Source organism: uncultured Draconibacterium sp., from assembly GCF_913063105.1.
Taxonomy (GTDB): Bacteria; Bacteroidota; Bacteroidia; order Bacteroidales; family Prolixibacteraceae; genus Draconibacterium.
In genome coordinates this window covers 81223-98336 of record NZ_CAJXYQ010000005.1, presented here as the reverse complement: position 1 = coordinate 98336, position 17114 = coordinate 81223, and the positions used below count along the sequence as shown (strand labels likewise).

10 protein-coding genes are annotated in these 17114 nt (G+C 42.8%); 1 reads left to right on the top strand and 9 read right to left on the bottom strand.

The annotated features are described in order from the left end of the window. Nucleotides 1–16: 16 nt before the first annotated feature. Genes QZ574_RS06570 through QZ574_RS06540 form a run of 7 tightly spaced genes read right to left on the bottom strand, consistent with a single transcriptional unit; the run spans nucleotide 17 to nucleotide 11700 of the window. A complete protein-coding gene (locus QZ574_RS06570) occupies nucleotides 17–1279 on the bottom strand; it encodes a pyridoxal phosphate-dependent aminotransferase (protein ID WP_297088048.1) in 1263 nt (420 codons plus the stop codon). Between the two features lie 23 nt (nucleotides 1280–1302). Beyond that, entirely contained in the window at nucleotides 1303–2247 is a 945-nt protein-coding gene (locus tag QZ574_RS06565) for a transketolase C-terminal domain-containing protein (protein WP_297088046.1), read from the bottom strand. Beyond that, a complete protein-coding gene (locus QZ574_RS06560; protein ID WP_297088044.1) occupies nucleotides 2240–3133 on the bottom strand; it encodes a transketolase in 894 nt (297 codons plus the stop codon). The genes QZ574_RS06565 and QZ574_RS06560 overlap by 8 nt, the downstream gene beginning before the upstream one ends. 40 nt (nucleotides 3134–3173) lie before the next feature. Beyond that, nucleotides 3174–4598 (bottom strand): sialate O-acetylesterase, encoded by a 1425-nt coding sequence (locus QZ574_RS06555; RefSeq protein WP_297088041.1) that lies wholly within the window; start codon nucleotides 4596–4598, stop codon nucleotides 3174–3176. A gap of 13 nt (nucleotides 4599–4611) precedes the next feature. Continuing rightward, nucleotides 4612–8046, bottom strand: coding sequence for a glycosyl hydrolase (locus QZ574_RS06550; RefSeq protein WP_297088039.1), 3435 nt, complete (start codon nucleotides 8044–8046; stop codon nucleotides 4612–4614). A gap of 9 nt (nucleotides 8047–8055) precedes the next feature. Beyond that, nucleotides 8056–11370, bottom strand: a complete 3315-nt coding sequence (locus tag QZ574_RS06545; protein ID WP_297088036.1) for a glycoside hydrolase family 2 TIM barrel-domain containing protein — start codon at nucleotides 11368–11370, stop codon at nucleotides 8056–8058. 6 nt (nucleotides 11371–11376) lie between these two features. Beyond that, a complete protein-coding gene (locus QZ574_RS06540; RefSeq protein ID WP_297088035.1) occupies nucleotides 11377–11700 on the bottom strand; it encodes an L-rhamnose mutarotase in 324 nt (107 codons plus the stop codon). Nucleotides 11701–12242: 542 nt separating this feature from the next. On the opposite strand from QZ574_RS06540, the gene QZ574_RS06535 reads away from it, so the two are divergent. Next, nucleotides 12243–13019: an SGNH/GDSL hydrolase family protein gene (locus tag QZ574_RS06535; RefSeq protein ID WP_297088032.1), complete on the top strand. Its 777-nt coding sequence runs from the start codon at nucleotides 12243–12245 to the stop codon at nucleotides 13017–13019. 35 nt (nucleotides 13020–13054) lie between these two features. On the opposite strand, the gene QZ574_RS06530 is transcribed toward QZ574_RS06535, so the two are convergent. Continuing rightward, a complete protein-coding gene (locus QZ574_RS06530; RefSeq protein WP_297088029.1) occupies nucleotides 13055–14689 on the bottom strand; it encodes a sodium:solute symporter in 1635 nt (544 codons plus the stop codon). Between the two features lie 26 nt (nucleotides 14690–14715). Next, nucleotides 14716–17112: a beta-galactosidase GalB gene (gene galB / locus QZ574_RS06525; protein ID WP_297088027.1), complete on the bottom strand. Its 2397-nt coding sequence runs from the start codon at nucleotides 17110–17112 to the stop codon at nucleotides 14716–14718. Between the last annotated feature and the right edge of the window lie 2 nt (nucleotides 17113–17114).

Sequence of the window (17114 nt, the reverse complement as noted above, 5' to 3'; positions counted from 1 at the left end):
TTTATAGCAAATCGGCTTAACTACCTGAATTTATACTCAGTTTCTTCACTACCTTTGCCACCCGCTGAAAGCCTTCTTCAATTTTTGCCTTATCGTAAACCAAGGGGCCAAACGAAATGCGGATTCCATTCTTTAGTGAATCTCCAAAACCTCCACCGGGCACAAAAATTACTCCGGTTTTTTTCAGAACATTTTCCACAAACTCATCGCCGTTCATTCCCACATCAACTACAGAATACAAACCTCCCTGTGGCAGGGTAAACCTTGGCGACAGGTACTTATTGATACACTCACACAAAAATGCTGCTGCACTTTTATAATCCTCATTTATTCTATTGATATAAGTGGCAAGCGACCTGTCTTTTAATCCTTTATTAATGTAATTGGCAAGTGTTAACTGATGAATGGTATCGGGGCAAAGCACCACACATTGCTGAACCACTTTTAGTGCCTGAATAATATTTTCGTTAGCTTCGAGCCAACCGAGCCTTCGTCCCAGTCCCCGGCACCATTTCGAGTTCGAGTACAATTTAACAAGGTTCGGATAATCGGCAACCGAGTAAGTAAAATACTCCGGCTGATCTGTTGTGTAAACAAAGGTGTTGTAGGCAAAATCAATAGCCACAAAACAATCGTTTTTAAGGGTAATTTCAAGTGCTTTTTTTACAAAGAAATCGGGAACCATTGTGCCCGTTGGATTATCCGGGCTGGAGAACAGCAGTAATTTGGGCTTTTCCTTTTCAATAAATTGTTCGAAATCGGTAATTAGTTTTTGTTCGTCGTTTACAAAGGCCCATTTTTCTTCGTCAAAAACCGGAAAACAAACCATTTGGCAATTCACTCCCATTTCTATCTGCTCGGGGTAATTGGCATAGGCCGGATCGAGCAGCGCAATTTTATCGCCGGGGTTGAGTAAGACCTTAAACAGCGAGTAGGCCAGTTGGGTAGAATTGGCACCTATGATTATATTTTCTTCTTTTGACGCTGCTCCAAAAATCTGCTGATTAAAATCGATTAAGGCTTTTTTAAGTTCGGGGCTACCATCTGAAGGGCTGTAAGCACCTGTTTTATGAAAAAGATCGCGATCTTTTGCGATCGCAATATATTCCTGTCTGAGTTCTTCCGGAGCTTCGTGATTTACCCATCCTCCTGCAAACGAAATAACATCGTTTGGATCGAGCCCCATTTTTACAAGGTTGTCAGGGCTTGCCATCTCCATAATTCTTCGTATTGGCGACGAAGTTACTCCATCTTTAAACTGATCTGCAAGTTTCAACATAACACAATTTTTTAGCTGCTTGTTTATTTTCTTTTTACGGTATTTTCGGCCGCATTTACAATGTCGTTAACAGCCATTTCGTAGTAGTCAAGTAATTCGTGCGGCAAACCCGAGCCCGGAAATTTATCACGTAATCCTATTCGGGTTATGGGCACGGGACAATGCTCTGCTGCTGTTTCCATAATGGCGCTACCCAAACCGCCAATTATGTTGTGATCTTCAGCGGTAAGTGCGGCTCCACATTGTTTAAGAACCCCAATAACCCCCTCTACATCAATTGGTTTTACGGTATGCACCTCAACCAGTGTAACACCAATTCCTTTTGTCTGAAGTATTTGAGCTGCCTCTATTAACCGTGGCAAAAGCACACCGTTACCAAACAAGGCAATATCATTTCCCTTGTTTTGCAACACATTTATTTTTCCGGGAACAAAGGGTGTATTTTTTTCAAAAACCACCGGGTCGCGACCACTTCCAAGGCGCAGGTAAACCGGCCCCGGTATTTTGGCAGCTGCAATGGCTGCTTGTCGCGCCTGGTCGGCATCTGCCGGCACAATAATTGTCATATTCGGAATGGTGCGTAAGATGCCAATATCTTCGAAAAACTGATGGGTCGTTCCTTCACGTTCGCCTCCTGCAATTCCTCCGTTTACACCAGCCAGTTTCACATTCAGGTTAGGATAGGCAATAAAGGTGCGGATTTGCTCACAGGCACGCATGGTTATAAATCCGGCGTAAGTGGCAAAAAACGGTATTAAGCCTTCAAGGGCCAGTCCGGCAGAGGTTGCCGCAGCATTTTGTTCGGCAATACCAATTTCAACATACTGTTCCGGATATTTTGCAACAAAATCAGTTGCGCGCATGGCCAGCAAACTGTCGGCACAAACCAACATTATCCGGTCGTCTTTTTCAGCAAGCGTATCTAAACCCTGCATAAATCCTATTCGTGTACTTTCTATTTTATTCAAGGTCAAGTCCTCCTAAAATTTTCATTGCTTCTTCACGTTCTTCATCACTGGGCACCCGTTTATGCCAGGCATTATTTCCTTCCATGTAGGGCACTCCTTTCCCTTTCAGGGTATGCGCAACAAAAACAATTGGTTTATCGGGATCGGGTGCCGGCATGTCGGGAATGATTTCCATTCCCATTCGCTCTTCGCGCGACGCCCTGCCACGTTTTGCTGCATTTTCAAAGGCTGTTGTTAAAGCCGCAATGTCGTGCCCATCAATATCAATGGCATGCCAGCCAAATGCATTCCATTTTTCAGTTAAATTAACCAGTCCACTAATTTTCTCAACGGTTCCTCCACTCTGAATTCCGTTATAATCAACAATGGCAATCAGGTTACACAATTTGTTTTTGGCAATATTCATGGCAGCTTCCCACACCAGACCTTCGTTTAGTTCACCGTCGCCGGTTACTACAAAAGTCAGTGTATCGTCGCCCCTGCGGCGTGCTGCCAGTGCCATTCCGCAAGCTTGCGGCAAACCGTGGCCCAACGACCCCGATGTGGCATCAACACCGGGGGTAAGTTTTTGTACCGGATGCCCCTGCAATCGGGAATTTAGCGAACGTAAAGTTTTTAATTCAGCCGGGGGAAGGTATCCTTTGCGGGCCAGTGCTGCATAATAAACGGGGCAGGCATGCCCTTTTGACAAAATAAAACGATCGCGCCCCACCCATTTTGGATCTTTGGAGTTAAGCCGCATCACATCAAAATAAAGCACAGCCAGAATATCGGCTATCGACATACACGGTCCGGGATGACCATCGCCGGCATAATAGATGGTATTCACTACATCGCGCCGAAGCTGTGTGGCAACACCCGTTAAATAATCAATTCTTTCAGTCATTATAATGCTTTTCTATACTATTCGTTATTAATTCAGGAGCTTATTCCCAATCATCCGAGCGAAATGAAGAAACCGGCAAACCATCAGTGCCGAACAGCGTTCCTACCACAAAATCTTTAAAGCAATAGCGCACAGCCACAGGCTTTTCCACTCGTGGTGAAGACAGTACCACCGACTTTGTTCTCAGGTAGGCATTAGCCGGGTAAAAGATTTTGTTTTGGCCGGCAATTTCAAAACCGCTTAATTCTTTTCCAAAGGTTGTAAGTCCATTGGCTGCGTGGTTAAACGAAACAACCAGCTGCCCCTCTTTAATTTCAATGGCATTAAACTCGGGGCTTCGATAGCTAAAATCGCGTACCCCGTATGTTTTTGCCAAAGCCCAAAGTGCCAGTCGCTCGCCACCTTCTTTTTTTCGCATTGGGTGAATACAGGTCTCTTCACCCACATCCATTAGCACGGCCATTCCACTATTTGGAATTTTATCCATTGCTTTTAATTGCGATTCGCGAAGGAAAGCAGAATTTGCCTTGGGTTTATTGGGTTTAAACACGGCATAATCGAAAGGAGCAATCTGTGCATAATAAAACGGAAACTCGCCTATACCCCATAAGTTGCGCCACTCGTTAACCATTGTGGGAAATAATTCGAGGTAACGGGCAGGTTCCTGGTAATTGGTTTCGCCCTGGTACCAAATGGCCCCTTTAATACCATAACCAATAACAGGGTTAAGCATGCCATTAAAAAGTGCGGTTGGTGTGCGGTTGGCAACCGGAATAGTATCGCCCGGAGCCGGCACTTCCGTATTTTCAAACGGAACAGCAGTTTCGGAACTCATCCATGCTTGAATGCACGAGCCTCCGTAGCTTACTTCGATTAAACCAATGGGGACATCCAACATTTCGTGCAGTAGTTTTCCAAAGAAATAGCCCGTTGCACTAAAGTTTCGCACGGCTGCCGCATCGGCTTCTTTCCATCGTGCATCAAAATTGTCTTGCGGCGTGGTTTGCGAATTACGTGGCACGGTAATCATCCGAATACGATGATTTTCCGATTTAAGAATGGCCATATTCGATCCTTCAACCGGTTGCCCGCGAAAGCCTTTCATGGGCATTTCCATATTCGATTGCCCGGCACAAATCCACACTTCGCCAATCATTACGTTTTTGATGGTGAGTACCTCCCCGTCCGTAATTTTTAGTTCGTACGGGCCACCCGCAACAGGTGTCTTAAGCATTAGTTTCCATTGTCCGTTTTTATCCGCTTTTGTCGAAACGGTTTCATTGTTCCACGTACCTGTTACTTCAATATCTGCTTTGGCATCACTCCAGCCCCATACTGCAACTTCGGTTTGTTGTTGCAATATCATATGATCGGCAAAAAGTGCCGGAAGTTTTACTTTAGCATTCGTCTGTATTCCTGCAAAAATCAGGATTACAAAGAGAATAAGGACTTGTGTTTTTTTCATTTTTCTGTTCATATCAATTTTCAGTTATTTCTTTTATTATAATCACGGGGTCCATTAGTCCGGCAGGCAACAATTCATTTCCTTCCAGGCGGTATGCGCAGGTGGTCCAGGTAATTCGTTCGGTTTTGGGCAATTTATGATCACCCATTATTCGGTTTGCCCAGGTATTGGTAACTCTAATTTTAAGTTGGTTTTGGCCTTCTTTTAAGGCGTTTGAAATGTTAATACGGAATGGTGCAGTCCAGGCAACACCACAGTTTTTATTGTTTAAAATTACCTCTGCAATGTTGTGCACTTTACCTAATTGCAGGTATACATTATTGGTGTCACCATTCCAATCGAAATGTTTGTGGTAAACAACTGTTCCTGAATAGAACTTTATTTTGTTGTCGTTATTTTTACTCCAATCGGTTAGCGCTTCAAATTTAACGGTAGTATCCGGTCCTCCAAATTCCGAATCAAACTCCAGCAACCAATCTTTATCCAACACCAACTGGTCTTTAAAAGAAGGATTATTTGCCTGTTCGGATTTAGCTGAAACCGACGTTTTGTTTTCAAAAATTACAAAAACAGCTTCGTTGCCTTCGAAGGCATAAGACACCCTGGTTTTTCCGTTGGCCATGTGCCATTGTTTGCAGCTTTTTGTTTCGCCGGTGAGTGGAAAAAAGAACTCCGGTTCTTTCCCGGATACCCTGAATGTTAACTCAAGAAGGCGTTTTGTATTTTCTTGATTCGAGATAAAATAAATATCCTTATCGGCAGTAACGCGATGATTCCAGGCCACTTTTTGCGCAACTTCTCCACTTTCATTCAGGGCGAAGAAATCCTTTTCAATACCAAAGTGCTTGAATGACTCCAGGTCATAACTTCCGGTTAATAGCTGTCCTTTGCCAAGTTTTATGCTGATGAGGTTTTCAGAAATTTTCGTACAGTCTCGTTCATCAAAAATCTTGTTAATCAGCTCATTAAAATCTTTACGATTTTTCTCGTCGCCCAAACAAAATGTTGGTTTTTCCTGAAAATAAACTGTTGCACCATTTTTTACCAGGCGAAGAATTTTCTGGGCCACCTCCATGCTCATTCCTGCTTCCGGATTCATTTTTCGCTTACCGGGAATAACCAGCAGTCCATAACTTGCCCCACCCGGTAATTCAATTCGGCCCTTAATAACCTTTGCCTGGTTAATTAAAACATCTTTGTTGAACGAGTCGTAAGCATAACCTTTCAAGGGGTCAATCCAGTTGATTGGATCGGCCAGATTTTTTAAGGTTGTTACCCCCTTGGGTTGTTGACGATAGGGCTGACCTTCGTTTAATAAGCGTTGCTTTTCCTCATTCACTTTTTCCTTGCCAAAAATGCCTGGTAAAACCGGCACAAGGCGATCGGGCAAAATTGCTCGCCGCGGTATTTCTTCTCCGGTAAACACAGCAATATCCACCACAGGAACCCCTTGTTGAAGTTGCTTCTGACAATTTTCGATGTACTTCACCCAAGCCTTACCGGGTTTCCACCAGGTTTGGTTGGGTTGAAAGAATGTGCCAACCACGCCCAATGTTTTACCCGGTTTCCGGTCTGTCCACGGGTCGTGCGTAAATACATGAAAAATCATTTTATTAATCCCCAGTGCAAAATTACGATCAAACAATGTTTTTAACATTCCGGGATGCTCATCCCAATCCAGGCGGATGGCAGTTCCGGCCTCTGCCCGTACCAGTTTTTTGCCGTAAATATGTGCGCCTGAAATGGCATCTAAAATATCGTTGGGTTTATCGTGCGACGGACTACGAAACCAAAATTCGCCGGTTGGAGCATCAGTATTTTTGTAGTGCAGCATCCCATCGCTACAAAAAACCGGTGCTACACTTTCCGAGCCGTATCGGCATCCTTTGGCCTGTGCAAGTTGCTTCATTGTTCCATGGTAGTTGTCTACCAATGCTTCGGCAATGGTTGCTCGTATATCATACAAAACCTGTTCTGAAAAACGTGCATTGTTTAGAGGAACACCGGCCATTAACGGAAGGTAGTTTTTTAAATCGTAACCACGCCTTTTCTTAAACTCATCAAGCAATACGGGTGACCAGTTCTGGCTTCCACACTCCCAGCTATCGTTGTACAATTCTTCAACTACATTCAGGGCCAGTTCCGGCCCCATGTGGTTGTAAATAGTATCAAACCAATTATCAAATTGCACCCTCACAGCTTCCGGATTCAGCTTATCTGCTTCCAGCCCCACCGCTCCACCGCCAATGTAATTGGTAGCTCCGGTTGAGGTATGCCCCATCCGCAAAATAATCCATTTCCCCTCGGGAACCTTCCACGAGAGTTTTCCGTTTTCATCAACAAATTCACTAATGTCTTGAATTCGTGATGTATCAACACAGACCATTTCGGACAAATATGTTTCATTTGATTGCTTACTAATGCGCCATGCAGCACCTGTTTTCCCTTCAAACTGATGCACCTTTGGGCTACTGCTTAGTTCAATTCCCAACACCCTTAAACGTGGTCTCCATTTTGCATCGTCGAGGTCTTCAGCGCCAGGCTCGGTTCCTTCAGGATTAAAAACAAAACGGAAAAATTTTGCCGTAACGGGCCGTATCAGGTGAGTTGACGTCACATCGCGATCGTCCCAACCGTGGCGATATGGCTGCAAGGTGTCGATTGGAACAAAGGTATTTCCATCGTTGCTGGTTTGAAGAATTAAACGATTAGCCTGGTAGTTATTCCACCCCGATTGCAAAGTTACCGAGCGACAATTAAATGGCTGTTCAAATTCATACTGAATCCAGCATTTTTCCCTGCTGCTAAAAATTTCGGTGTTTCCTTTTTGGGCTAAAAACGAAGCATTTTTATTGGCAAGACTGGTGGTAACTTTGGATTTTATTTGATAAGAAGACCAGCCTTCTCCATCCCTGGCGGGAAAAGCAAAAGTGGCAATATCATTGTAAAAATTTTCAGTCATTTCAGGTTGTGGTAAAATAGCCTCAAAATGTTGTGCTCCGGTAACCAGAGTATCAGCCCATACCACCTTTTGCATCGACAGCTCAGGAGTAATCCACGGGCCACCGGCGGCTGTAAAACCATCACAGGCATGAATTCCCAATTTTAGTCCTAAGCGATTGGCTTCGCTTACGGCATGTTTCATCATATCCCACCAGGCAGGTGTAAGCTGCACAACAACCGGCTCAAATAACGATGGTTCTGCGGCTCCCCTTATGGTAAATAAAAATGCACCTCCAATGCCATTCTCCTTCATTGCCTCAAGGTCCCGGGTTATTCCCTTTTCAGAAATGCTGGCATCGGTAAGAAACCAGTAAACCCACGGTTTGGCATCGTTGGTTTTATGCTGAATTGTAGCGTCAGCCTTATCCTTATTTTTTCCATTTTCGCAGCCTGTAAACAACAGGATGAGAATCAGCAAAAGATATGACCAAATTATTTTACACATACAATTTCACTAAAACTTTATGGATTGCGGAATCTTTTTGAGCCTGCTGCTATCATATTTTCCCGGTAGAAGAAAGAATGTATAAGAATAGTTTTTAGCCGGAACCTGGTATTTCTCGATTGGTGCTGCCACCGGCGACCAGGAATCGTTTCCGCCTATTCCCATTTGAATTAAATCGATATTTAAGGTAATAAAGCCCGCCTCTTCCAATTCATTGGTATGTTTAGCCATGTTAATTTGCTCTTCGGTGTATGGCCAGGCACTCATACTCAGCAAACTGTCGGCAACAACCAACAATCCCTCATTACTTTTGTTTGTTAAACACATCCAGCGAACATCGGTGCGGTTGCCGTTCTCCTGGGGCATAACGTAGGGCTCCATAAACTCATGAATGGGCAGCGTATAAATACCCACGTCAAATCCCCACCGCCTGTCGAGATAGTTCTCATACAAACCTCGTCCGTACCAGGTAATATTTCGGTAATTGTCTTTTATTCCGCAACGCATTCCCACCTTAGGTATATTGGGCAAATCGGTATCTGCATTTAAATGGTAGTTTACTTTTATAACCCCCTCGCCATTAAGCTGATAAGTAACTGTTACCTGGGCACTATCTTTAACAACTACATATTTACTTACAATTTGCACCGCGCCGTTTTTAGTTTCGCTAAACTGCATATCTTCCAACATCGGTTCTGCATCAAACCACTGTTTTAAAACTTTTTGAGGTTTCCAGCCGCGTCGGTCGTTATCGGTTAAAGGTCTTGTAAAATGCGGTAAGCACGGACTAAAAATTTGCTGCTTGCCGCTAAGTCGATACGAGGTTAAGGCTCCGCTTGTTTTACTAAAAGCAACCTCAAAATTATTACCTGATACAATAATTTCTTTTGGCTGACTGATGGTTTTAAGCTCGGGATATCCGGTTTTTTTCTGAACGGTTTTTTCTAACGGTGTTAGCAGAAACTGGTTGGCCGCCACCTCGAAGCCCCGGGGAGCCCAGCGCGTTTCTTCCTTTAAAAGAAAATGAATATCAGCTAAATATTCGTTACCTGCTTTCATTTTGGGCAAGTAGCTGGAGAGGTCAAAAATCATTTCTTCTCCGGCTTCGAGTTGCAGATCTGATACTTGTTCTGAAGCAATTTCAAAACCGTTTTCTCTGATTTTTAAAACAACATCGTAGGCATCGAGCGATAGCACGGAATGGCGGTTTTCAATCTTCATTTTATGCTGATTGAGCAATTCGCACCAAACGGGTTGGTAAACGCGTTTACATTCGTACATGGCAGCTTTTGGTCTTCCATCAGAAGCAACTATTCCGTTAATACAAAAATTGGAGTTATGAATTTCTTCGCCAAAATCGCCACCGTAAACATAAAATTCCTGCCCCTTTTCATCGGTTTTTAGCAAACCCTGGTCTTTATAATCCCAAATACAACCGCCAATAAAACGTGTATTTGACCGGAAGATATCCCACAGTTCTTTCATATTTCCTGTTGAGTTACCCATGGAGTGTGAATACTCCACAAAAATAATCGGACGGTTAACGCCAGTCTGTTTATGCAAATCGTTAATGAACTGCATGGAAGGATAAAAGCGGCTAACCATATCCACATAATACTGATCAACAGGATTTTGCAGGCGTCCTGTATTGGGCCGATGGCTTAAATCTTTATAGCCCTCAACACCGGGACTTCCCTGTGCAGGCTCGTAATGAATTGGGCGGGTAATATCGTAATCGCGTGTCCAGGCAGCCATTGCCGCATGGTTGGGGCCACTACCGGCCTCGTTTCCCAAACTCCAGATAATTACCGACGGATGGTTTTTATCACGGTAAACCATACGCGTCATGCGCTCCAGGTGCGCAGCTGTCCATTGCGGATCGTTACTCAGTTTTCCGCCAATACCATGCGTTTCCAGGTTTGCTTCATCCATTACATATATCCCGTACTCGTCGCATAAATCGTAGAAATACGGATCGTTGGGATAGTGTGCAGTTCGAATACAATTAAAATTATATTGTTTGATTTGCCGCACATCCGCCTCGATATCTTCTCTTGAAAGTGCTTTTCCTTTTACCGGATGATGATCGTGTCGGTTTACTCCGTACAAATAAGTAAGCTTTCCGTTAACCAATAACTTGCTATCTTTTTCCGAAAATTCAATACTTCTAAATCCAATGCGACAACTCTTCACCTCTTCAATTGCACCATTTTCATTTTCAAGCCACAACGCAAGTGTGTATAAAGTTGGTGTTTCGGCACTCCATTTTTTTGGATTTTTTACTGTGGTTTCCAGCAAACCAAATTTTACATTGTCTAAACGCGGATAACTTTCGTTGATAATCTCTTCGGCGTTTATTTCCAAAGATTTTTCAAAAACAGCTTGTTGGTTTTCGTCGAATAGCTGTGCTTTTAAAACATAGTTTTTAGCGGTATCGCTGGTAAGGTTGTGTAATTGTGGACGTATACTCAAAACTGCGTCCTTATATTCTTTATCGAGTTTTGTTTGAACAAAAAAATCGGAAATACGCAGTTTGGGCTCAGCCATCAGAAACACTTCGCGATGAATCCCGCTCATTCGCCAGTGGTCCTGATCTTCAAGATACGCGCCATCGCTCCAGCGAATAACCTGAACCGACAATACATTCTCTCCATCGGCCAAATACGGCGTAATGTTAAACTCCGAAGGCAGGCAGCTGTCTTCAGAGTAACCCAAAAATTTTCCATTCAACCATACTTTAAATGCAGAACTAACTCCCCCAAAATGCAAAATTATGGTCCGATCGATCCACTCTTCCGGAACGGTGAATAAGCGCTGATACGAACCAACAGCATTGTAATCTTTTGGCACCCAAGGCGGATTTACCGGGCGAAAGGGATAAACAGCACTGGCATAAATCGGAATATCATACCCCTTCATTTCCCAATTGGATGGCACTTCAATTTTGTCCCAACCCTGCACCCGCGATTTATAAAATTCCCGGGGCGCCTCTTCAGGCTTTGCGGCAAAATAAAAATCCCATTCGCCGTTTAACAACTGAAATCTCGATTTTGAGCGATCATTACTCAGAGCATCGGCAACTGTTGTGTACGAATAAGCTGTTGTTCGTGCCGGCTGCCGATTCACTCCATTAATCAATGGATTTTCCCAGGGCTCGGTATCGTAAATCCGCGCTTGTGGTGGAATTCCGGCTGGTTCTCCCGTTACGGTTTGGGCAGTGGATTGGTGCGCAAAAATGAATGCCAAGAAAATAATCAATACCCCTCGCCCACACTCCGGAACACCAAAACCGATTAGATTATTTTTAGTTTGCTTAATCATCATTTTGATTTAATCCAAATGAAAAATTTCTTCCATATTGGCCCAAAACTCTTCAGTAGTAGCTGTTTCAACAGGTTGCATAAGCGGTTTTACCACCCCCCACCAACGCTGGGTTTCTTCGTGGGCAGCCATTTTTTTCATATCGGCGTCAAAATTATTGCCAGTATATTCAAAATAGGCAAACAACAGGTTATCTCTGAAAAAGATGGAATAGTTAGACAACTTACATTCTGTGATTTTCGCTAAAACCGCGGGCCACACATTTTTGTGCTGCTTAATGTATTCGTTTACACCTTCTGGCTTTAGTTTAATAATTTGTCCAAATCGCTTCATATTCATAAGTTTAACAAGCAGTTACAAGACCAGAGGCCAAAATATAACTACTGTTTCATTGGTTCTTTTTACAAACTGCATTCTACTGCAGGCCTGCTGAACAAATAGTAGCACAACAAAGCCAAGCAAAACACGTAGTAAAAATACTAAAAATGTAAACGTTTTCATTATTTTTATTAAATAAAAATTTTTCATCAATAAAGGTTTCAATATAAAACACCCATACAAACTCAACACCAACACCCTTGACTGATAAGCCATTCATACATTTAAAAGGAGAAGGGTGCATCATACAATTTACATAACTTAGCAGATTGAAATTTCTTTAACTTGTTAATTAAATGAGGAACATAAGTAAACGTTTTAATTAATATACCGGTAAAATTTGTTATTAAACTGTTTGTTTGTTTATTTCACGTAATTACAATTTTTAATTTTCAAATGAATCATAAGAGCAACACATTCAACTCGCATATTTTTAAATCATTTATATCGGTGCAATTTTTTTCATGCACATTTTATCCTCTTCAAATCAATTACATATGAAACTATTTTCAAGACGGAACTTTATAAAAACTACAGGAATTGCAGGAACAACATCTTTTTTGCTTCCTGCCAGTGTGTTCGATAATGATAAAATTACGTCTCGTGAACGAGAGAAAGGTTTATGCTTTTTATTTCAGGGAGACTCGATTACCGATGGGAAGCGTGGACGAAACAATGACCCAAACCACATTATGGGACATGGCTATGCATTTTCGATAGCAAGTCGCGTTGGTGCCGATTTTCCGCAGGCCTGTTTTACTTTTTACAACCGGGGAGTTAGCGGCAACACAGTGCCCGATTTACAAAAACGCTGGCAAAATGACACCATCGACTTGAAACCCGACGTACTTAGTTTATTGGTTGGAATAAACGATGTGGGCGACATAATAAATAAGCACCCGGAAGCCCGCGACCTTGCCGAATTTGAAAAGGGGTACAGGCAGTTGCTGAACAGCGCACAAACCGCCAACCCTGACATTGTACTGGTATTGGGGATTCCATTTGTTTTTCCTGTTGGAGCGCGAGAAAAAAACTGGCAACTCTGGGATGAAGAGACAAAGAATCGGGCTACAATTGTAAAAAAGCTGGCAAAAGAGTTCAATGCCATTCTGGTTGATTTTAACGAAGTATTCGAAAAGGCGCAGCAATCAGCTCCAATAAATTACTGGATTTGGGATGGCATTCATCCAACGGTTTTTGGGCACGAACTAATGGCACGAGAGTGGCTTAAACAAACCGCGCGTAAAATAAAATGCCTGAAAAAATACACGTAGTATTCTTCCAGGCATTAAGTTCTATTGATTGATTATTAATGTCCGTTAAATAAAATATACAAACCAAGCATAACAACTATTAGCGCTCCCCAAAGCAGCCATACTTTTTTACCCGGTTTGGGTAAAGTGCCATAATCCACCTGCTTTTGTTCGTTTGCTTTTGGGTCAAACCATGACAGTGCAAAAGCACAAACCGAAAGAATTACGAAAATGTAAAATGAAAGCAACAAAAAGTGAATTGATGTAAGCCAAATAATAAACTGCTGAATGACTTTTAGCCAACCATCAGGCTCCAAACTTTCTAAAAAAGATGGGCTTACAAAAATATAAGCACTCCCCAATCCAATACTAATAATCGTTCCTACAGATAAAGTAAAATTTGCGGCCCTTGAAGTTGTTTTTTTCCATAAAACACCAAATAAAAATACTACCGACATAGGTGGTGCAATAAACCCAAGAACTGCCTGAAACTTATCAAACAGGTTTAAGCTGTTTACACGCTCAAAAGCAATTGCTAAAAAGATGGCCACCACAGCACCAAAAAAAGTTACCATTCGACCTATGCCAACAATTTGTTTTTGGCTAGCCTCCGGTTTGTATTTTTTAATGTAAATATCCATGGTAAACACAGTACTTAAGGAGTTTAATGCCGAGTCGATGGTGCTTACCAGTGCTGCAATAAGCACGGCCATAACCATACCCACCATACCTACAGGCAAAAGTCGGGTTACCATAGTCATGTAGGCTTCATCGGGATTGTCAAGTCCCGGAAACAATACAAAGCAGGTAATACCCGGAATTATAAATAATGCTACATCGAGGATTTTAAGCCAACCGGTAAAATTTGCCCCCAACTGACCTTGTTTTAAATTTTTAGCACCTAAAACCGATTGAACCATTGATTGATCGGTACACCAAAACCACACTCCCATTACCGGATAACCAAGAATTATGGCAATCCATGGGTAGCTGGCATTATTACGAGGTAACAACAAATTCCAGTATTCGCCCGGAGTAGCCTCGTAAATAGCCAAAGGTCCACCGGCCTTTATTACGCCAACCACCGTTAAAATTAATGATACTCCAATCAGCAAAATCATTTGAAAAACATTGGTATACGCAATGGCTTTAAGACCACCGGCAATGGTAAAAAATGCGGCAATAACGACCAAAATCAACACCGAACTCCACAAGGGCAGGTTTAGAATTTGCCCCACCAGAATACCTCCGGCATAGAGCGTAAGTGCAAGCCACGATATTAAAATGGTAGCCAGCGTGTACCATGCTAAAATTGTTCGAGTTGAATCGCCAAAACGTTTGCCCATAAACTCAGGTAGCGTTTGTACATTAGCACCCAGGTATCGCGGGGCAAAAACAACTGCAAGCAGAAATATGAAAACAAATGCATACCACCCAAAATTTCCGGCAACTATTCCGGTTGTGTAGCCAATACTCGCCGAAGCAATTAGCATCGACGGGCCAACATTGGTTCCCCACATGGTTAAACCAATACTGCTCCATCCTAAAGAGTGTCCGGCTAAAAAAAGGTTTTCTTCTTTATCGCGTGCTTTTATAAAACTTACCCAGTAGCCAATACCAATCAGCACCAATAGGTAAACCCCAACAATAATAAAATCAAGCGTTTTTAGTTGTTCGTAAATATTATCCATATGGTTTTAAGCTTCTGTAGCCCTTCTTATTGAACGGCTTTAAGTGTTAGTATTTTCTCCTCTAATTCTCCCGATTTTGCCGTAATTGTAATTGTTCCGCTCTGGCGGGTTGACTGCACAATTAACAAGCATTTTCCGTTAAAAGCTTTTCGGTGTGTGGCTTTAAAAGCTTCGTGGCTAGCCTGGTAACCATTGTCAACTCCGGCAATAAAACCGGCGCCACTTACTTCAAAATTTACCAAATTATTGGCATCCGGAACCATTATTCCGTTTTGATCGGTAATCTCTACGCTTATAAACGAGAGGTCTTTTCCATCGGCTTTTATAATGCTTCTATCAGCCACCAATTTTATTTTAGCTGCTTTTTCAGCAGTCTTTATTTCTTTCTCCAGAACTACCTTTCCCTCTTTTCGCGATACGGCTATAATGTTTCCCGGCTTATAACTTACCCGCCACATGGCATGGTATTTCCCCTCGGTTGTTTTCTGAACTCCCTGCGAGATGCCGTTTACAAAAAGCTCCACCTCATCAGCCTTGTTGTAATACGCCCAAACATCCACATCTTGTCCTTCATTCCAATTCCAGTGCGGAAACAAATGCAACATGGGCTCATCGGTCCACAAGCTTTGGTACAGGTAATAAGCGTCTTTGGGGAAGCCGGCCAAATCGATAACACCGTAGTACGAACTGCGCGCCGGCCATGGATAAGGTACCGGTTCGCCCAGGTAATCGAAACCCGACCATATAAACATGCCACTAATGAAGTCGTTATTCGAAATCACGTTCCAGGTATCTTCGTGTGTTGAGCCCCAATAGGCGTAAACATGATCATAAGCCGAAACAGTAAAATCAGGATTCCCATCAAATTCAACATTATATGCCGGAGGCCAGATTCTGTCTTCATCTGATGGCATATCGTAATGTCCGCGGGTTGAAAGCGCCGACATATTTTCGGAGGCCAGCACTTTTTCGCCCGGATAATTTTTAGGAAAATCAAGGTATTCCCTGTGTTTGTAATTAAAACTGATTAAATCGAGTGCTTTTGATTGGTAGATAAAGTTTTTTGCCGGATCCTGCTCGGTGAGGGCGCAGGTTACCGGGCGCGTTGTGTCCAATGATTTTACAATAGCAACCAGCTCCTTTGCTATGCCTGTTCCGGTGCTGTCAAACTGTTCGCGAATTTCGTTTCCAACCGACCACGCAAAAATCGATGGATGATTACGATCTCTAAGCACCATTGCTTCAAGGTCGCGTTTATGCCATTCGTCCCAATGCAGGTGGTAATCGTATTTATTTTTCTTTTTCGCCCACATGTCAAAAGCCTCATCCATCACCAGGAAACCCATTTTATCGCACAAATCAAGCAATTCGCGTGCAGGAGGATTATGTGCCATCCGAATGGCATTAACCCCCATTTCTTTATAGATTTCAAGCTGGCGCTCCATGGCACGAACATTTACAGCAGCGCCAAGTGCCCCCATATCGTGGTGGTGGTTTACTCCGTGCAGTTTAAGCGATTCTCCGTTCAGGAAAAAACCTTTTTCTGCATCAAAATAAAAACGTCTTATACCAAAAGGTGTTTCGTAATTATCGCAAAGTTCGCCCTTAACATAAACGGCCGTTTTGGCCAGGTACATATTGGGTTTCTCCACCGACCAAAGTGCCGGGTTTTCAATTTCAAAACGCTGAACTATTTTTTCACCGGTAACATTTTTTGCTTTTGCAAGTTCCTCGCCCTGGCTATTGCAAATTATGGTTTCAATAGAGCTCAATTCTCCGCTTGCATTTTCAAGCGAAATTTCCATTTCAACAATAGCTTTTTTTGCCGAAACCTCAGGGGTCTGAACAAAAGTACCCCAGTGTTTTACGTGGGTTTGCCCGGTTTTTACCAGCCATACATTGCGATAAATTCCGGAGCCGGTGTACCAGCGCGAGTTGGGCTGCAAGGAATTATCGACCCGCACGGCGATAACATTGACGGCTTCACCAAATTTTAAATATGGAGTTAGGTCGTATTGAAAGGCACTGTAACCGTATGGGCGCTCCCCCAGAAACTCGCCGTTAATCCAAACTTCGCTGTTTTGATAAATGCCATCAAATTCGATGAAAATATGCTTTCCGCTATCTACGTCCTCCAGTTTGAAAGATTTGCGGTACCAGCCAATTCCTCCGGGTAATGCACCTCCGGCATTTCCGGCAGGGTGCTCGTTACTGAATTCTCCTTCGATGCTCCAGTCGTGCGGAAGGTTAAGTTCACGCCAGTCTGAGTCATCATAATTCATTTGAAAAGCCAGCGAATCATCACTTAACAAAAATTTCCAGCCGTCGTTAAAATCAGCTGTAACTCTTGCATTTTCGGGTTTCGAACAAGCTGCAAAAACAAATAGGCTTAAAACAACTATTAAATATATTTTCATCTTCATCT